The 18055-nt window shown below is 66.5% G+C and carries 18 protein-coding genes and 1 riboswitch; of the genes, 11 read left to right on the top strand and 7 right to left on the bottom strand.

What is annotated here, in order from left to right; translation table 11 throughout:
• Window positions 1-62 precede the first annotated feature (62 nt).
• The 6 genes from CFE50_RS17795 to CFE50_RS17770 form a co-directional block, all read right to left on the bottom strand.
• The gene (locus CFE50_RS17795) at window positions 63-698 is read right to left on the bottom strand and encodes an urea amidolyase associated protein UAAP2 (protein ID WP_286736438.1); all 636 of its coding nucleotides are present in this window, start codon (window positions 696-698) and stop codon (window positions 63-65) included.
• 9 nt (window positions 699-707) lie between these two features.
• Window positions 708-1418, bottom strand: a complete 711-nt coding sequence (locus CFE50_RS17790; RefSeq protein WP_286736436.1) for an urea amidolyase associated protein UAAP1 — start codon at window positions 1416-1418, stop codon at window positions 708-710.
• An 11-nt stretch (window positions 1419-1429) separates the two neighbouring features.
• Window positions 1430-2188: an ABC transporter ATP-binding protein gene (locus tag CFE50_RS17785; protein WP_286736434.1), complete on the bottom strand. Its 759-nt coding sequence runs from the start codon at window positions 2186-2188 to the stop codon at window positions 1430-1432.
• The gene (locus CFE50_RS17780) at window positions 2188-3000 is read right to left on the bottom strand and encodes an ABC transporter permease (RefSeq protein WP_241809209.1); all 813 of its coding nucleotides are present in this window, start codon (window positions 2998-3000) and stop codon (window positions 2188-2190) included. Before CFE50_RS17780 ends, CFE50_RS17785 begins: the two co-directional genes overlap by 1 nt.
• 23 nt (window positions 3001-3023) lie before the next feature.
• Window positions 3024-4088 carry a putative urea ABC transporter substrate-binding protein gene (locus tag CFE50_RS17775; RefSeq protein WP_286736432.1) on the bottom strand — a complete coding sequence of 355 codons (1065 nt, stop codon included), beginning with the start codon at window positions 4086-4088 and terminating at the stop codon, window positions 3024-3026.
• Window positions 4089-4139: 51 nt separating this feature from the next.
• Window positions 4140-4239, bottom strand: a riboswitch (guanidine-I (ykkC/yxkD leader).
• A 178-nt stretch (window positions 4240-4417) separates the two neighbouring features.
• Window positions 4418-5323 carry a LysR family transcriptional regulator gene (locus tag CFE50_RS17770; protein ID WP_241809207.1) on the bottom strand — a complete coding sequence of 302 codons (906 nt, stop codon included), beginning with the start codon at window positions 5321-5323 and terminating at the stop codon, window positions 4418-4420.
• Window positions 5324-5494: 171 nt separating this feature from the next.
• On the opposite strand from CFE50_RS17770, the gene CFE50_RS17765 reads away from it, so the two are divergent.
• The 9 genes from CFE50_RS17765 to CFE50_RS17725 all read left to right on the top strand — a co-directional run bounded on the left by CFE50_RS17765 (window position 5495) and on the right by CFE50_RS17725 (window position 15861).
• Window positions 5495-7015, top strand: coding sequence for an ABC transporter substrate-binding protein (locus CFE50_RS17765; RefSeq protein ID WP_286736429.1), 1521 nt, complete (start codon window positions 5495-5497; stop codon window positions 7013-7015).
• A gap of 48 nt (window positions 7016-7063) precedes the next feature.
• A complete protein-coding gene (locus CFE50_RS17760; protein WP_007161747.1) occupies window positions 7064-7981 on the top strand; it encodes an ABC transporter permease in 918 nt (305 codons plus the stop codon).
• 8 nt (window positions 7982-7989) lie between these two features.
• The gene (locus CFE50_RS17755; protein WP_286736426.1) at window positions 7990-8892 is read left to right on the top strand and encodes an ABC transporter permease; all 903 of its coding nucleotides are present in this window, start codon (window positions 7990-7992) and stop codon (window positions 8890-8892) included.
• Between the two features lie 14 nt (window positions 8893-8906).
• Window positions 8907-9902 carry an ABC transporter ATP-binding protein gene (locus CFE50_RS17750; RefSeq protein WP_027602318.1) on the top strand — a complete coding sequence of 332 codons (996 nt, stop codon included), beginning with the start codon at window positions 8907-8909 and terminating at the stop codon, window positions 9900-9902.
• Window positions 9899-10861 carry an ABC transporter ATP-binding protein gene (locus CFE50_RS17745; protein ID WP_286736424.1) on the top strand — a complete coding sequence of 321 codons (963 nt, stop codon included), beginning with the start codon at window positions 9899-9901 and terminating at the stop codon, window positions 10859-10861. The genes CFE50_RS17750 and CFE50_RS17745 overlap by 4 nt, the downstream gene beginning before the upstream one ends.
• 14 nt (window positions 10862-10875) lie before the next feature.
• Window positions 10876-12270 (top strand): M20 family metallopeptidase, encoded by a 1395-nt coding sequence (locus CFE50_RS17740; RefSeq protein ID WP_286736423.1) that lies wholly within the window; start codon window positions 10876-10878, stop codon window positions 12268-12270.
• Window positions 12270-13424: a M20 family metallopeptidase gene (locus CFE50_RS17735; RefSeq protein WP_286736421.1), complete on the top strand. Its 1155-nt coding sequence runs from the start codon at window positions 12270-12272 to the stop codon at window positions 13422-13424. Before CFE50_RS17740 ends, CFE50_RS17735 begins: the two co-directional genes overlap by 1 nt.
• A gap of 203 nt (window positions 13425-13627) precedes the next feature.
• A complete protein-coding gene (locus tag CFE50_RS17730; RefSeq protein ID WP_286736573.1) occupies window positions 13628-14359 on the top strand; it encodes a GntR family transcriptional regulator in 732 nt (243 codons plus the stop codon).
• Window positions 14360-14484: 125 nt separating this feature from the next.
• Complete coding sequence (locus CFE50_RS17725; protein ID WP_286736419.1) at window positions 14485-15861, top strand: GntP family permease; 1377 nt, start codon at window positions 14485-14487, stop codon at window positions 15859-15861.
• A gap of 102 nt (window positions 15862-15963) precedes the next feature.
• Here CFE50_RS17725 and CFE50_RS17720 read toward each other — a convergent pair whose 3' ends face one another.
• A complete protein-coding gene (locus tag CFE50_RS17720) occupies window positions 15964-16434 on the bottom strand; it encodes an Lrp/AsnC family transcriptional regulator (RefSeq protein WP_241809197.1) in 471 nt (156 codons plus the stop codon).
• A gap of 159 nt (window positions 16435-16593) precedes the next feature.
• On the opposite strand from CFE50_RS17720, the gene CFE50_RS17715 reads away from it, so the two are divergent.
• Together CFE50_RS17715 and CFE50_RS17710 are read left to right on the top strand one after the other, a co-directional pair.
• The gene (locus CFE50_RS17715; RefSeq protein ID WP_007161738.1) at window positions 16594-17607 is read left to right on the top strand and encodes a 1-aminocyclopropane-1-carboxylate deaminase; all 1014 of its coding nucleotides are present in this window, start codon (window positions 16594-16596) and stop codon (window positions 17605-17607) included.
• Between the two features lie 34 nt (window positions 17608-17641).
• Entirely contained in the window at window positions 17642-18040 is a 399-nt protein-coding gene (locus tag CFE50_RS17710; RefSeq protein ID WP_241809196.1) for a hypothetical protein, read from the top strand.
• Window positions 18041-18055: the final 15 nt, after the last annotated feature.

Here is an 18055-nt window from a genome sequence, read left to right as displayed (position 1 = left end):
GCGGACTTCACACAGCCGATAGAGGTGCGGCCGCAGCCACTGCCAGAGCTGGCGGGCGCGGGTCAGTCCCATAGCAGCACCTCCGCCGGGGTGGGATTCCAGCCGTTGCAGGGGTTGTTCAACTGCGGGCAGTTGGAGATCAGCAGGATGACGTCAGTCTCGGCGCGCAACTCCACGTACTTGCCGGCGCCGGAGATGCCATCGGCGAAGGTCAGGCCACCGTCCGCGGTCACCGGCACGTTCATGAAGAAGTTGATATTGGCGCCGATATCGCGCTTGCCCAGGCGCCCGTCATGGCCACCGGCGCAGAGGAAGTTGTCGCGGCAGCTGTGCATCTGCCGGCGGTCCAGGGCGTAGCGCACCGTGTTGCTTTCCTGGGAGCAGGCGCCGCCCAGGGTGTCGTGGCGGCCACAGGTGTCGGCGACGATGGTCAGCAGGGGATTGCCCAGGTTGGAATAGAGCACGCTGCCGGTCGACAGATAGACCCGGCCCTGACGTCTGAGGGTGCGCTGGGGATCGTAGCGTTCCAGGGGATTGGCGGCGGCGTAGAAGAGGGTGTCCACCGCCTGGTTGCCTTCCAGGTCATGGATGCGCAGGGTCTGGCCGGCCTTGACCTCCTTGAGGTAGGGCGCTCCGGCCGGCAGGACGGCGCGGTAGCTGGCATCTTCCGGGCGTTTGGTGCTGGCGATCAGGGTCATGGCGAGGCCTCAGAGAAAGTAGCGGGCGGTGTTCTGGAAGGCGCGCTCGTTTTCCGGGCGCAAGGTGCGGCAGCGCTCGGCCACCTCGGGCGTGGCGCGCAACTGGGCGAGATCGACCGGGCGCGGCGCATAGACCGGATGCGGATCCAGCGGATGCTGCAGGGCGGTCAGCACCACCAGGGTGTTCATGGGCGCATAGAGCTCGACCAGATCGCCGGCGCGGGAGTTGCCGGGCACGAAGGCAAAGGCGCCCTCGGCATCCACGTCCACCCGGCTGAACAGATTCAGGGTCATCAGCAGGTCTTCCAGCCCCAGGCCCCACTTGGCCAGTTCCACCAGCAGGTTGTCGGTGCCGTTGCGGTGGAAGCCGTTGCGCAATTCCTGGTAACGCCCCGCGCCGTATTTTTCGGCCACCTCGGCGGCATTGGCCACGCCGCCGAAGCTGTCGTGCCAGCCACAGGTGTCGCGCACCACGGCCGCCAGCACCCGGCCCATGTCGGAGTAGAGGCAGTGTCCGGTGGTGAGACGGGCGGTGTGCTGGCCCTTGAGGGTATCCGGCAGATTCAGCCGCTCGCTGCGGTCATCGGCATTGAACAGCAGCAGGCTGACATTGGCGCCGCCTTCCACGTCGGTCAGGCGCAGGGTCTGGCCGCGGCGCAGGATGAAGGAGGCGGTACCGCCGCCGGGGACGCGTTCCTGGTAGAGCAGTTCTTCGGTCATGGGCAACCTCGTCAGATAAGGGCCGGCCGCGCCCCGGCCGCATGCACGGGCGGGGTCTTGGCGGTCAGGGGCAGGTCGTAGGTGATGCGGGCGCCATAGGCACCGGGGGCTTGCGGGTCCTGACGGACCTTGTCGAACACCAGCACCCGGGTGGCCAGGCTGAAGCCCTCGTGCAGGTCATGGGTGACCATGAACACCGTGAGCGGGCGCTCGTGCCAGAGCTCCAGCAGCAGGGCGTGCATGTCCTTGCGGATGCCGGGATCGAGGGCGCCGAAAGGCTCGTCCAGGAGCAGGATGCGCGGCCGGACGATCAGCGCCTGGGCGATGGCGAGGCGCTGTTGCATGCCGCCGGACAGCTGCCCCGGGTACTTGCCCAGCGCCTGGCCCAGGCCGACGCGCTCGAGCAGGGTTGCGGCCTGTTCCCGGGCCTGGCGCTTGGCCGTACCCAGCAGCCGGCCGAGCAGCGGGGACCTGGGCAATTCCAGGCCCAGGGCGACGTTGTCCAGCACGCTCAGGTGGGGAAAGACCGAATAGCGCTGAAAGACCACGCCCCGCTCGGGATCCGGTTCCGCCGACAGCGGCTGACCATCGATGCGGATCTCGCCCCGGCTGGGGCGCTCCTGGCCGAGCAGCAGGCGCAGGAAGGTGGACTTGCCGCAGCCGGAGGCACCTACCAGGGCGCAGAATTCGCCTTCGCGCACCTGCAGGTTGAGGCCTTCGAGCACCACCTGCTCGCCGTAGCGTTGCCAGAGATTGCGGACCTCGATCATCAACGAGCCTCCCCGTACCAGGGAAAGGCGCGTCGCGTCAGCAGCCGCAGACCGGCGTCCAGCAGCCAGGCCAGCAGGGTGATCCAGGCCACATAGGGCAGGATCACGTCCATGGCCAGGTAGCGCCGCACCAGAAAGATGCGATAGCCCAGGCCGTCGGTGGCGGCGATGGCCTCGGCGGCGATGAGAAACAGCCAGGCGGCGCCCAGCTGCAGCCGCAGGGCGATGAGCAGGCGCGGCAGCAGTTGCGGCAGCACCAGGCGCAGGATCACCGTCCAGCTGTTGGCGCCCAGGGTCTGGGCCTTGATCAGCAACTCGCGGGGCAATTCGCGGGCGCGCTGGTCGAGCTCACGGATCAGCACCGGAGTGACGCCCACCACGATCAGCATCACCTTGGCCAGTTCGCCCAGGCCGAAGACGATGAAGAGGATCGGCAGGATCGCCAGGGGCGGGATCATCGAGAGCACCGTCACCAGTGGCGACAGCGGCGCGCCGACCAGGGGCAGGCTGCCCGCGGCGATGCCCACCACCAGGGCGATCAGCGCGGCGATCCCCAGGCCCAGCCCCAGGCGTTGCAGGCTGGCTAGGGTGTCCTGCCAGAACGGATAGCCGCCGGTACGCACGTCGGCGGTAAAGGCCAGGCGCTGCACCGCATCGGCCATCTGTGCCACGCTGGGCAACAGCTTGTCGTTGGGGTTTTCCGCCAGCCGGGTGGCCGAGCCCACCAGATAGAGCAGGGCGAGCAGGGCGAAGGGCAGCAGGACCAGCAGGAGCCGGCCGCCCCGATCGGGATGCCGATTGATAAAGCGCATGGGCGTCGTCCTCGCGGCGGGGCTCAGAGCTTGCCGTCGGCGGCCAGCTGTACGAAGGTCGGATCGAAGCGCAGCTTGAGATTGCCCGCGTCCCCGCTGGTCTTGCCACCCGGATAGGCGATGCCGATGGCCTCGGCGCTGGGCGCGCCCTGGCCCAGCAGGCCGTGTTCGAAGGAGAAGTGGGCGATGCGCTGCATGGTGGTGGGCAGCGCGGGGTCCTGGACGAAGGCCAGGGCCTCGGCGGGCGTGGCGAACAGCCGGGTCTTGTCCAGCTGCGCCTGGAAGCCGGCGAGATCGGTACCCGAGGCCTTGGCCATGGCCTCCAGGGTCGCCTTGCCCTTGGCATCGCCGGACTTCATCAGCGCCAGCATCTCGAACCAGGCACCGGTCAAGGCCTTGCCCAGGGCCGGGTTATCCTTGAGCGTGGCGGTGTTCACCACCATCATGTCGAGGATCTCGCCGGGAATCTTGCTGGAGTCGAACACCTCGGTGGTGTCCGGCTGGGCCTTGATCTCGGCCAGCAGCGGATTCCAGGTCACCACGTTGCGCACGTCGGCGGTCTGGAAGGCGGCCACGATGTCGGCGTCGGAGGTGTTGACGGTGGTCAGGTCCCTCTCGCTCAGCCCCACGCTCTGCAGCGCTCGCGCCAGCAGGTAGTGGGAGACGGAGAATTGCACCAGGTTGACCTGCTGGCTCTTGAGGTCGGCCAGGGTCTTGCCCTTGCCCTTCATCACCACGCCGTCATTGCCGTTGGAGTAGTCGCTGACGATCAGCGCCGTGCTGTCCACGCCGCCCGCGGCCGGAATGGTCAGGGCGTCCATGTTGGTCATGGCGCAGCCATCGAACTGGCCGGTGGTGTATTGATTGATGGATTCGACGTAGTCGTTGAGCTGCACGACCTCGACGTGGATGCCGTATTTCTTGGCCCACTTGTCGACGATGCCCTGGGCCTGGGCTTCGCCCCAGGGCATCCAGCCGGCATAGATCGTCCAGCACACCTTGAAGTCGTCGCGCGGCGCCGCCTGAGCGGTGGCACCGAGCAGCAGGGAACAACCGAGAATGAGCGAGGCGAGCAGGGGATGGCGCATGGGACCTCCAATAGGATGGACGACGGGACAGGAGCACGCGACTGGCGCTGTGTCTCCCGGGCTTTTGTCCCGCCGTGTAACCCCATCAGAGGTCGACGACTCTCGGACCAGACACCCGCACGCGCGAGTCGGAACCCTAGTCATCCATTGCAGATTGTGGTGCATCAAACCGGCTGGCCGGTGCTCCTGCACGCTGTAGCTTTTGCCAGATGCGTGCCAGTTGCCGCCGGACCCCGTGCCACGCGGATTTCGAGCTGTGACGGTGCTGCCGCAACCCTCGCGCCGCCCCGTTGCCGTGCGTTCGGGGCGGCAGGGTGCACCGCTTTGACTCAGCGCCCCAGCGCCGCGATCAGCGCGTGGCGGAAGGCATTGACCGCCGGCGGCAATTCGCGACCCGCCATGCTCTGCAATTCGATCCGCCGGGCCGCCAGGCCCTCGTCCAGCAGAGGCAGCGCCACCAGCTGGCCCTCGCGCAGCCGGCTGCGCAGGCTCAGTTCGCTGAACAGGCTAACGCCTGCGCCCAAGGCGGCGAAGCGATAGAGCGCCTGCATGTTGTTGCTCACCAGCACCGGCTCGAACGACAGGCCCTGGACGCCACAGCAGATGTCGAACAGCTGGCGGATCGTGGTGTCTGGCGTCGGCAGCGCCAGGGGATAGGGCTGCAGATCGACCAGGGCCAGGCCGGTGCGGCTGGCGAGCGGATGGTCGGGAACGACGATCGCCTTGATGGCGCCACTCAGGGTGGCCTCGACGCGGATATCCGGCTCGGGCCTCAGGCTGAAGGTCAGGCCCAGGTCGGCATCGCCTTCCTGGACCCGGCGGGTCACCACGGCGGGGGCGCAGACCTCCAGGGAAAAGTGGATGCCGGCGTAGCCCTGGCGAAAGGCGGCGATCAGCTCGGGCAGGAAGTCCAGCGAAAAGCCTTCGGTGGTGGCCAGGCGCACCTGACCGCGGCGGAGGTCGGCCAGGCCGCGCAGTTCGGCCGCCACCTGCTCACTGGCCAGCTGCGCCTTCCGCGCATGCACCGCCAGGCGTTCGCCGGCGGCGCTGGGCACCACCCCGCGAGCACGGCGTTCGAGCAACGGCGTCTCCAGTTCGCGTTCCAGCTTGGCGATCTGGCGACTCACGGCACTGGCCGCGACATTGAGCCGTTGGGAGGCTTCGCTGATCGAGCCGCAGCGCACCACCTCGAGGAAATAGCGCAGGGCGGTGGACTGGATTCCGTAGGGCTGCATAGGGCCTCCTTTGCCGAAAAGGCATGGCTTGCATCTAAATATTCTGCTTGTGGCATGGGATGGCAAGACCTAGAGTCGGGTCAAGAGACCAATAACAGGCTTCAGCAAGAACTCCTTCCCCGCGCTTCGCGGACCTGCCTTTGACCAACCACCGCCCCGGAGACAGACGGCATGGGACTCAAAGGTTTCGCTTGTGGCATCGCGTTTTCCCTCTTCCTGGCCCAGGGCCAGGCCTTCGCCGGCAAGGCCAACGACACCCTGGTCTACGCCTCCGACACCGAACCCGAAAACGTCAGCCCCTATCACAACGATGCCCGTGAAGGCGTCATCCTCGCCCACCTGGCCTGGGACACCCTGATCTACCGCGACCCCCAGACCGGCGAATACAAGCCGATGCTGGCCACCCACTGGCAGCAGGTCGATCCGCTGACCCTCGACTTCGATCTGCGTCAGGGCGTGACCTTCCACAACGGCGATTCCTTCACCGCCGATGACGTGGTCTTCACCTTCAACTACGTGGCCTCGCCCGAGGGCAAGGTGGTCACCCAGCAGAACGTCAACTGGATCAAGAGCGCCGAGAAGCTGGGCGAATACAAGATCCGCCTGCACCTCAAGCAGCCGTTTCCAGCCGCGCTGGAATACCTCGCCAATCCCTTGCCCATCTATCCCGGCAAGTATTTCCAGCAGGTGGGCCTGGCGGGCTTCGCGCAGAAGCCGGTGGGTACCGGGCCCTATCGCATCGTCGCGGTCACCAGCGGCCAGGGCGTCACGCTGGAGCGCAATCCCAACTACTTCAAGGACAGCCCCCAGGGGCAGCCACGCATCGGCCATATCCAGTTCCGCGTCATTCCCGACGCCGAGACCCGACTCGCCGAACTCATGACCGGCGGCATCGACTGGGCCTGGCGCGTGGCGCCGGACCAGGCCGAGCAACTCAAGGCCGCGCCCAATCTCACCGTGGAGAGCGGGGCCAGCATGAGGATCGGCTTCCTCAGCATGGATGCCCAGGGCGCCTCCAGCCCGGATTCGCCCTTTGCCAAGGCGGAGGTACGCCAGGCGGTCAACTACGCGATCAACCGCAAAGCCATCGCCAGTCAGCTCATGGGGGGCGGCAGCCAGCCGCTGCAGGTGGCCTGCTATCCGGAGCAATTCGGTTGCGACGCCAAGGCGGTGCCGGGCTATCCCTACGATCCGGCCAAGGCCAAGGCCCTGCTCAAGGCCGCCGGCTACCCCAATGGCTTCAGCACCGAGATCTTCGCCTACCGCGACCGCGACGTGGTCGAGGCGCTGATCGGCGACCTGCGCGCGGTGGGCATCGACGCCAAGCTGCGCTATCTGAAATACGCCGCGCTGCGTGACCAGCAGCGCGCCGGCAAGGTGCCCATGGCCTTTCTCGCCTGGGGTTCCTTCTCCATCGCCGATGCCTCGGCGGCCACCGGCGTCTATTTCAAGGGCAATGCCGACGACGTGGCCAAGGATCCCCAGGTGATCGACTGGCTCAAGGTGGCCGACACCGCCATGGACCCGGCCGTGCGCAAGGAGAACTACCGCAAGGCGCTGCAGCGGATCGCCGAGCAGGCCTACTGGGCGCCGGTGTTCAACTATTCCATCAACTATGCCTTCACCTCGGACCTGGCCTTCCAGCCCTATCCGGACGAGTTGCCGCGATTCGCCCTGGCCCACTGGAACTGATCCGTCCCGGCGCCCCGCACGGGGGCGTCTCTCGCCGAGGAGCCGAGCATGTCAGCATACCTCCTGCGCCGCCTGGGTATCGCCCTGGCCGTGGCCTTTACCGTTTCCCTCATCAGCTTCTTCCTGCTGCACCTGTCCGGCGATCTGGCCACTGCCATCGCCGGCCCCGAAGCCACCGCCGAACAGATCGAGGTGGTGCGTCATCAACACGGACTCGATAAACCCCTGGCGACCCAGTACGTCGAGTGGGTCGGGCAGTTGCTGCGGCTGGATCTGGGGCAGTCGTTCTTCTTCCAGGAATCGGTGCGGGACCTCATCGCCAGCCGCCTGCCCATCACCCTGACCCTGGGCGCCATCGCGTTGCTGGTGGCGCTACTCATCGCCATCCCGCTCGGGGTACTGGCCGCGGTCAAGCGCGACACCTGGATCGACCGCCTGGCGCTGACCCTGGCGACCTTTGGCCAGGCGATGCCCAGCTTCTGGTTCGCCCTGGTGCTGATCGTCGTCTTCGCCGTGACCCTCAAGTGGCTGCCGGTGTCCGGCAATACCAGCTGGCAGCACTTCATCCTGCCGGCGATCGCCCTGGGCTACTACGCCACGCCCTCGCTGATGCGCCTGACCCGCGCCGGGATGCTCGATGTGCTGGGCGCCGACTACATCCGCACCGCCCGGGCCAAGGGCCTGAGTCCGGCGCGGGTGCTGTTCAAGCACGCCCTGCGCAATGCGCTGATCCCGGTGGTGGCCCTGGCCGCGGTGGAGTTCGGCTTCATGCTGGGCGGCTCGGTGGTGATCGAGGCGGTGTTCTCGCTGCAGGGCATCGGCCAGCTGGCCTGGGACGCCATCGCCCGCAACGACTTCCCGGTGGTGCAGGCCATCGTTCTCTTGATCGCGTTGATCTACATCGTGCTGACGCTGCTGGCCGATCTGCTCAACGCCTTGCTCGACCCGCGCATTCGCGTGCGCTAGGAGGCCCCATGACCGTCGCCAATCCCTTCGTGCTCGACGACTATCTGCCCCCGCGTCCGACCCTGGGTCGCCAGCTGCGCCGCTGGTTCGGCCACCGCGGCTTCGCCCTCGGCGCCGTGCTGCTGGTCATCATCGTGTTCGCCGCCCTGGCCGCGCCCTGGCTGGCGCCCCACGACCCCTACGCCCAGGACGTGATGCAGCGGATGAAACCTCCGGTATGGATGGCCAAGAGCACCTGGGCCCATCCGCTGGGCACCGACAAGCTCGGCCGCGACTACCTGTCTCGCCTGCTCTATGGCGCCCGCATCTCGCTGTTCATCGGCCTGGCCGCGGCGCTCATCTCCGGCGCCATCGGCACCCTGCTCGGGGTATTGGCCGGCTACTACGGCGGCAAGGTCGACGCCCTGGTGAGCTACCTGGTGACCACCCGCCTGGCCTTGCCGGTGGTGATGGTAGCCCTGGCCGCCGCCTCCCTGGTGGGCGGCTCGCTGCAGGTGGTGGTGATCCTGCTCGGCTGTCTGCTGTGGGATCGCTTCGCCGTGGTGGTGCGCGCCGCGGTGCAGCAGATCCGCGATGCCGAATACGTCGCCGCCGCCCAGGCCCTGGGCTGCTCGCCCTGGCGGGTCATCGTCGGCGAGATCCTGCCCAATCTGCTGGGGGCGCTGATCGTGGTGATCACTCTGGAGATGGCCCACGCCATCCTGCTGGAAGCGACCCTGTCCTTTCTCGGCGTGGGCGTGCAGCCGCCGTTACCGTCCTGGGGCCTGATGATCGCCGAAGGCAAGCCCTACATGTTCTTTTCGCCCTGGGTGATCGCCATCCCCGGCGTCGCCCTGATGCTGCTGGTGCTGGCCATCAACCTGGTCGGCGACGGCATCCGGGACCTGGCCGCGCCCAGCGGGCGCAACTAAGCGGAGGACTGACCATGGCACTGCTCGACGTTAAAGACCTGCGCATCGACATCCCCCTGGGGGACGACACCCTGCACGCCGTGCGCGGCCTGGACCTGCAGGTGGAGCGGGGCGAGATGCTCTGCCTGGTGGGCGAATCCGGCTGCGGCAAATCGCTCACCTCCCTGGCGCTGATGGACCTCCTGCCGCGGCAGGCCCGGCGCCAGGCGGCGCGGCTGACGCTGGGCGAACACGACCTGCTGACCCTGGGTGAAAGGGGCATGCGCGACCTGCGTGGCAATCGCCTGGCGATGATCTTCCAGGAGCCCATGACCGCCCTCAATCCGGCCTACAGCATTGGCGACCAGCTCGCCGAGGTGCTGCGCCGTCACCGCAGGCTGGACCGCAAGGCCGCCTGGGCCCGGGCCGAGGCCATGCTGGAAAAGGTCGGCATCAGCAACGCCGGCGAGCGCCTGCGCCAGTATCCGCATCAGCTCAGTGGTGGCTTGCGCCAGCGGGTGGTCATCGCCATGGCGCTGCTGTGCGAGCCGGACCTCATCATCGCCGACGAACCCACCACGGCGCTGGACGTCACCATCCAGGCGCAGATCCTGCACCTGTTGCGCGACCTGCAGCGGGAATTCGGCACGGCCATCGTCTTCATCACCCACGATCTGGGGCTGGTGGCGCGCATCGCTGACCGGGTGGCGGTGATGTATGCCGGCCAGATCGTCGAGCAGGCACCGGCCGCCGAGCTTTTCGCCGCCCCCCGGCATCCCTATACCCGCGGCCTGCTGGCGAGCATCCCGGTACCGGGCCGGACCCGTCCCGGGCAGCCGCTGGGCGCCATTCCCGGCCTGGTACCCAGCCTGGTCGGCGAACAGCACGGCTGCGCCTTTCGCAATAGATGCCCGCAGGCGGTGGCGGCCTGCGCCGACAGCGTGCCCTTGCTGGAGGAGGGCGCGCACCTGGCGCGTTGCCATTTCGCCTTGCCCAGCGAGCCCCTGCGCCGGGTCGGAGGTGTGCGATGAGCCGCGAGATCGCCCTGGAGCTGTGTGACATCCGCCGCGAATTCACCCTGGGTCGCGGCCTGTTCCGCCCGCCCGCCACCCTCAAGGCGGTGGATGGCATCTCGCTGCGGCTCTATCGCGGCGAGACCCTGGGGCTGGTGGGGGAGTCGGGGTGTGGCAAGAGCACCCTGGCCAAGCTGCTGCTGGGGCTGCTGGCGCCCACCAGCGGCGACATCCTGGTGGGTGGCGAGCACCTGCGCGGGGTGGATCGCAAACGCATGGCCCGGCACATCCAGCCGATCTTCCAAGACCCTTATTCGTCGCTCAATCCGCGCAAGACGGTGCGCGAGATCGTGGCGCTGCCGCTCAAGGTGCATAGCCTGGGCACGCCCGCCGAACAGCAACGGCGGGTCGCCGAAATGCTCGACGTGGTGGGCTTGCCGCGTCGCGCCGCCGACAGCCATCCCGGTCAGCTCAGTGGCGGCCAGCGCCAGCGGGTGGCCATCGCCCGCGCCCTGGTGATGCGCCCGGACGTGCTGATCTGCGACGAACCCACCTCGGCGCTGGACGTCTCGGTGCAGGCGCAGATCCTCAACCTGCTGCTGGAACTCAAGCGTGAATTCGGCCTGACCTATCTGCTCATCAGCCACAACCTGGCGGTGGTGGAACACCTGGCCGACCGGGTGGCGGTGATGTACCTCGGCAAGATCGTCGAGGAGCGGGAGCGGGCGGCGCTGTTCGCCCAGCCGGCGCATCCCTACACCCGGGCGCTGCTGGACGCGGTGCTCACCCCCGATCCGGCGCTGGGGCTCCCGGCGCTGGGCCTGGGCGGCAGCTTTCCCAACCCCATCTCGCCGCCCAGCGGCTGCGCCTTCCATCCCCGCTGTCCGCGCTGCTTCGGCCCCTGCGCCGAGCGCTATCCGGAACGCGAAACCATCCCCGGCGGCAGCAAGCGCTGCCACCTGCCCGAACCCGCCTGACCCCGGAGTCCGCCATGACCAGCCGTACCCATGCCCTTGAGCTTGCCGCCGCGCACTTCGACAGCGGCGCCTTCCGTGCCCGGCTAGCCACCGCCGTGGCCCATCCCACCGAAAGCCAGGAACCCGAGCGCCAGGCGGAGCTGGGGCGCTACCTGGATGAGTTCATCGCCCCCTATGTGGCCAGTCTCGGCTTCACCAGTCGGCGGCTGGACAATCCGGTCGCCGGCAAGGGGCCCTTGCTGATCGCCGAGCGGATCGAGGACCCGACGCTGCCGACCCTGCTCAGCTATGGCCACGGCGACGTGGTGCGCGGCGACGCCAGTCGCTGGCGCGAGGGCCTCGCGCCCTGGACGCTGGTGGAGCAGGGCGAGCGCTGGTACGGCCGCGGTACCGCCGACAACAAGGGCCAGCACCTGCTCAACCTGGCGGCGCTGGAGCAGGTGATCGCCGCGCGCGGCGGGCGCCTGGGCTACAACGTCAAGCTGCTGCTGGAGATGGGCGAGGAGATCGGCTCGGTCGGCCTGCGCACCTTCTGCCAGGAGCAGCGCCAGGCCCTGGCCGCAGACCTGTTCATCGCCTCCGACGGTCCGCGGGTCTCGGCATCCCGGCCCACGCTGTTCCTGGGTGCCCGGGGCACCTTCAATCTCGACCTGCACCTGGACCTGCGCGAAGGCGGCCATCACTCCGGCAACTGGGGCGGGCTGCTGGCCAATCCCGGCATCATCCTCGCCCATGCCCTGGCCAGCCTGGTGGATGCCAGGGGCCAGATCCAGGTCGCGGGGCTCAAGCCCACCGAGCTGCCCGCACCGGTGCGCCGTGCGCTGGCCGACATCGAGGTGGGTGGCGCGCCGGGCGATCCGGCCATCGATCCGCTCTGGGGCGAGCCCGGGCTGACCCCGGCCGAACGCGTCTACGGCTGGAACACCTTCGAACTGCTGGCCTTCACCACCGGCAATCCCGAGGCACCGGTCAATGCCATTCCCGGCAGTGCCCGTGCCCACTGCCAGATCCGCTTCGTCGCCGGCTGCGACTGCGCGACCTTCATTCCGCTGATCGAGGCGCACCTGGCCGAGCGGGGTTTCGCCGCGGTGCGGGTCACCCGTGCCAAGGACGAGATCCTCCACGCCTCGCGGCTGGACCCGGAGAATCCCTGGGTGGACTGGGCGCTGACGTCCCTGACCCACACCCTGGGCGAAAAGCCCGCCTTGCTGCCCAATTTCGGCGGCGGCTTGCCCAATGACATCTTTGCCGACATCCTCGAACTGCCCACCCTCTGGGTACCCCATTCCTATCCTGCCTGCTCCCAGCACGCGCCCAACGAGCATCTCCTGGCCCCGGTCGTGCGGCAGGGGCTGCAACTCATGGCCGGGCTGTTCTGGGACCTGGGCGATCGCTGGAGCTCTCGCTGATGTCCCTCGCCAAGACCGCCGCCCTGGAGTGGCTCGCCACCCAGCGCGAGCCGATGACCCGCCTGCTGCAACGCCTGGTCGACACCGATTCCAACAGCTACGACAAGGCCGGCGTGGATGCCGTCGGCGCCGTGCTCACCGCGGCCCTGGCCGAGGATGGCATCGAGGTCGCCCGGACGCCGGTAACCGACTTCGGTGATGCCCTCGCCGCCCAGGTGGGGCCCGCCACCGGCGCCGCGGTGCTGCTGCTGGGCCATCGCGACACCGTCTTTCCGCCGGGCACCGTAGCCAGCCGCGGCTTCACCCAGGATGCCCGCCAGGCCTATGGTCCCGGTGTCGCGGACATGAAGGGTGGCCTGGTGGCGAGTTGCTTCGCCTTGCGCGCGCTCAAGCGCGCGGGCGAGCTGCCATTCCCGGTCCGGGTGCTCTACACCGGTGACGAAGAGATCGGCTCCGGCACGGCACGTCCTCACCTGGAAGCCGCGGCGCGCGCAGCCCGGGCGGTACTGAACTGCGAGCCCGGGCGGGTCAGCGGCAACGTGGTCAAGGCGCGCAAGGGCGGTGCCAGCCTCACCATCAAAGTCAGCGGGCGAGCAGCGCATTCCGGGGTCAATCACGCCGAAGGCGCCAGCGCCATCCAGGCCCTGGCGCTCAAGGTGGTCAAGCTGCACGCCCTGACCGACTACGAGCGCGGCATCACCACCAATGTCGGCCTGATCGAGGGCGGTACCTCGAGCAATACCGTCGCGCCCAGCGCCACCGCGCGCCTGGACGTGCGCTTCGTCGCCCTGGCCGACTGGCCCGAACTGCAGAAGCGCATCGAGGCCATCGTCGTCGAGGAAGAGCTGCCGGGAACCCGGGCCAGCGTCACCACCACCGGCCTGTTCCTGCCCATGGAAGAGCACCTGAGCCGTGACCTACTGGCGCTCTACCAGCGCGAAGCGCAGGCACTCGGCTTCAGCGTGGAGGGGGAATTCACCGGTGGTTGCGCCGATTCCGGCTTTACCGCAAGCCTAGGTGTGCCCACCCTCTGTGGCCTGGGCCCGGTCGGCGGCAGGGTGCATACCGACGCCGAGTTCCTGGTGCTCGACACCCTGGTCCCGCGCACCCAGGCGCTGGTCGCCACCATCCTCGCCCTGGCCGTAAAGGCCTGATCCTCTTGTCGGTTTTCGAAACAGGCCCGACTCCTAGCCGGCGGGGGTCACAACTGCCGGCGAAGACCCACATCGCTACGAGAGGGCTGTAGGCAGCCTTTAGTCGGCAGCAAAAAAGGCCGTTCCTTGACAGCGAAATTATCTGGACAAATACTCGCCGCAAGATTCATATAGATGACTAGATAACAAGGCGAATAATGTCGATGAATTCCCTATCCAGTGATGCCCGACTGCCGCTGTACCAACGCCTGCGTGACCAGTTAGCTGAGCAGATCGCCAATAATCGCTGGCGTCCGGGGGAGGCGATCCCTACTGAAGCGGCCCTGTCTGCGGAGTATCAACTGTCCACCGGCACGGTGCGCAAAGCAATTGATGCGTTAGTCAGTGAGGGCATTCTGGAACGTCAGCAAGGGCGAGGGACGTTCATTCGACGGGCGCAGTTTCAATCCTCCTTGTTCCGTTTCTTCCGATTCCAGACTGTTTCCGGTGAGCGCCAGGTCCCGGAGAGTCGCATCCTCTCGATCGAACCCGTTGCAGCACCCTCGGCCGTAGCGCAAGCGCTAGGGTTGCCCGCCGATGCGCTGGTCATTCGTATTGTCCGTGTGCGATTGCTCGATGTTAAACCGGTGCTCGCCGAAGAAATCTGGTTGCCCCGCCAGCGGTTTCAGGCGCTGCTGGAGATCGACCTCAGTCGCGAAGGGCCCCTGCTGTATCCGATTTACGAAGAAGTGTGCGGACAGGTTGTTGCATCGGCCGAAGAAACCCTGACCGCTGAATCGGTGAATGACGTGCATGCCCGACTGCTCCAGGTAGCGGTCAACAGTCCGGTGATCGTGATCGAGCGTTTGGCCCGCGATTATGCGGGTACGCCGCTGGAATGGCGTCGCTCGCGCGGCCACGCGGAGCATTTCCGCTACCGCGTGGATATTCGCTAACGCCTGTCTGCGTAGCGAAGCGTTTTGGTTTTTAAGGAGGCGGACGCGGCTACTTAGCTTTTGCCTAAGCCATTCATCTCACCCACTTACAAGAACTTAGGCACCCGCCCAACCGAGAACCTTTCATGACTCCCTTGGATATAGATCTGTTATTGACTGCATTGATCAGCGTTCTGATGCTGGTAGTGCTGATCGTCTCGCGCCTCAAAATGCACCCGCTGTTGGCTTTGCTGGTAGTTTCCGTCGGCGTAGGCTTTGCAACCGGTATGGAGCCAGATCGCATCGTCTCCAATTTGATCACCGGCGCCGGCAAGACACTGGGGGCAGTGGGGGTGGTCATCGCGCTGGGGGCGATGCTCGGCAAAATACTTGCGGACGCCGGCATCACCGAGCAGATTGCTGCGGTCATCCTCAAGCGCACATCGGATCGGATGATTCCCTGGGCGATGATGATGGTCGCGTTTGTAATTGGCATTCCGATGTTTTTCGAGGTCGGCCTGGTGATCATGCTGCCGCTGATCTTCAGCGTGGCGCGCAAGCTGGAAGGTCAGGCGCGCTTCAAGGGTTCCGCGTATGTCTATGTCGGCGTTCCGGTGATTGCCGCCCTGGCCGCCATGCACGGTATGGTCCCGCCGCACCCTGGCCCGTTGACGGCCATCGCCGCGCTGAAAACCTCGGTCGGGCCGACCATGCTCTATGGTTTCCTGGCGGCTATCCCGGCCATGATTTTGGGCGGCCCCCTGTATGGCGCATTCATTTCCCCACGCATGAGCACTCGGCCCGATCAGGTGTTGCTGGATCAGTTCACCCTGGCTGAAAAAGCCGACGATAAACCAAGCCCCAGCGTATACCTTGGCGTGCTGGCAGCCTTGCTGCCGGCGATCCTGATGATGATCCATGCCGTCGCCGAGATGGTATTGGCCAAGGACAGTGCGCTGCTAAAAATGGCCGGTTTCCTCGGCAATCCGCTGATAGCGATGCTGCTGGGCGTGCTGTTCGCCGGGGCGAGCCTGGTACTCGCGCGCGGCGGCGATGCGGAACAATTGCGCGAATCGCTGGGCAAGAGCCTCAAGCCAATCGCCTCGATCATCATGATCATCGCTGGCGGTGGTGCCTTTCAGCAGCTGCTGACCAGCGCCAAGGTGGGCGATGCGATTGTGCACCTGACTCAGCAGGCGGCGGTCCCTCCGCTGGTCCTGGGTTGGTTGATCGCCATGTTGCTTTCGGTCTCTACCGGTTCTGCCACGGTAGGTATCGTGGGGGCTGCCGGCTTGCTGGCACCACTTGCCGGTGCTGATCCCAGCCTCAACCTGCCGCTGTTGGCTTTGTCCATTGGCTGCGGCTCGCTGTTCTTCAACTACGCCAACCATGCAGGTTTCTGGATGGTGAAGGAATCCTTCGGCATGACGATGGGCGAAGCCACCAAGACCATTTCGGTGGTGCAATCGATCGTCGCCGTGGTCGGTTTGATTGTGGTGTTGCTGTTGAACGTGGTCGTGTAATGACCTGTGGCGGCGTCGAATCAGGACGCCGCCCTCTGTGAAACCCCTTGTCTGAACAGGCGCCGCTCGGCACCCGTCCCTCCTTAGCCGCCACCCGCCGAATCAGATGGGCAACAATCCATCGGTCTTGATCTCGTTCAGCACGAAAAAGGTGCGCACCTGGCGCACGCCGGGCAGGGCGATCAGCCGCTCGCTGTGCAGGCGATTGAAAGCCGCAATGTCCTTGACCCTGAGCTTGATGAAGTAGTCCACGTCGCCGGCCACCAGGTAGCACTCCAGCACCGGGGGCAGGGCGCGGGCGGCCGCCTCGAAGGCCTGGAAGGATTCGGGGGTCGACCTGTCCAGCACCACGCCCACCAGCACCGCGGTCTCCCGTTGCACCGCCTTGGGATCCACATGGGCCCTGACACCCGTGATGACGCCGCTCTCGAACAGCTTGCGCGTGTGGTTCCAGCAGGCGCTCGGACTCAGGGAAACCTGGCGCGCCAGCTCGGCATTGCTCAGCCGTCCGTCCTGTTGCAGAGCGCGCAGGATCTTGCGTTCGACCGGGGTCAGTTCCGCAGCTTCGCTCATCGAAAGATTCTCCTTGAAAGGCGGTTTTTGGAAGAACGTCTATGTGAATCCTTTGAATTGAATAAAAGGAAAGCAGATTTCATACCGCTCATTCGAAAGCACCTTTTTCAGGCTTTTCCCTAGCATTGAAGGCGTTTTCTCACCACTGGAGTCGCTGCTATGTCCCTGGATCTCGAAAAGCGTTTTCCCCGCGTCAAGCTCGGTTATTTCCCGTCGCCCCTGCACAAGCTGGAGCGTATGTCGAAGGACCTCGGTATCGAACTCTGGGCCAAGCGCGACGACGTCTCCTCCGGTCTCGCCTATGGCGGCAACAAGGTGCGCAAGCTGGAATGGCTGGCGGCCGATGCCCTGGCGCAGGGCTGCGACACCCTGGTGTCCATCGGCAACATCCAGTCCAACCACACGCGCCAGGTCGCCGCCGTCGCCGCGGTGCTGGGCATGAAATGCCGGCTGGTCCAGGAGGAGTGGACCAAGTGGGAAGACCCGGTCTACGACAAGGTCGGCAACATCCTGCTGTCTCGCCTGATGGGCGCCCAGACGCTGCTGGAAGGCGAGGGCTATTCCACCGCGGTGAAAGCCACCTGGGAGCGCGCCCTGGACGAGGTGCGGCGTGAAGGCGGCAAGCCCTATGCCATTCCCGCCGGCGCCTCGGACCATCCCCTGGGTGGTCTCGGCTATGCCCATTTCGCCGATGAATTGGCCGCCCAGGAGCGCGACCAGGGTCTCTTCTTCGATACCGTGGTCACGGCCACCTGCACTGGTTCGACCCAGGGCGGCATGGTGGTGGGCTTTCGCGCCCAGGAGCGCGAGCGTCGCCTGATCGGTATCGACACGGCGGCGGACGCCGGGATGACCCGCGCCGCGGTGACCAAGATCGCGCGCAACACCGCCGAGATGATTGGCCTGGACAAGGAGATCCGCGACGAGGACGTCATCATCGAGCCGCGTTTCTGCGGCCCCGACTACGGTCTGCCGGATGGCCCCACCGTCGAGGCCATCCGCTATACCGCGCAGATGGAGGGGATGCTCACCGACCCGGTCTACGAGGGCAAATCCATGGCCGGGCTGATCGCCATGGCGCGCAGTGGCGAGATCGCCAAGGGCAGCCGGGTGCTCTATGTTCACCTCGGGGGCGCCCCGGCGCTCAACGCCTACCACAACGCCTTCGCCTGAGCCCAGGCCACGACCGGTCACGAGGAGGTCCGGCATGACTAGCCAACCTTGGACAGCGGTAGACGACCTCCGACCGGCCGTGGCGCTGGTCATCCTGCATGGCGGTCTCGACCCTGCGGTGACGGCTGAATTGCGCAGCGGCTTGCCCGGTTGCAGCGACCTCCCGGTGCTGCAACTGGAGGACGCTGCAGGGTTGCACGAGGAGTGGCTGGCGCAGGGTCCACGCAGTCGGATCGTGGGGTTGTTGTCCCGGCTGGGCGGTGACTGCCTGCTGCTGGCGGTCGAGCCGGAAGGTTTTAACGAGCTGGAATGGCTGGGATCGGTCGCCGGTCAGCGCCTGCAACGGTTCACCAGCGGCACGCCCACGGGCGAGCTGATCGCCCGCCTGCAGCAGCTCAGACGCGAGCGGCTACTGGCGGTGTTGCCCCTTTGAACGTAGCCCTCAGCA

This window comes from Pseudomonas sp. PGPPP4 (genome assembly GCF_002256045.1).
GTDB lineage: Bacteria > Pseudomonadota > Gammaproteobacteria > Pseudomonadales > Pseudomonadaceae > Chryseomonas > Chryseomonas oryzihabitans.
This window is presented reverse-complemented; position numbering and strand designations above follow the sequence as displayed.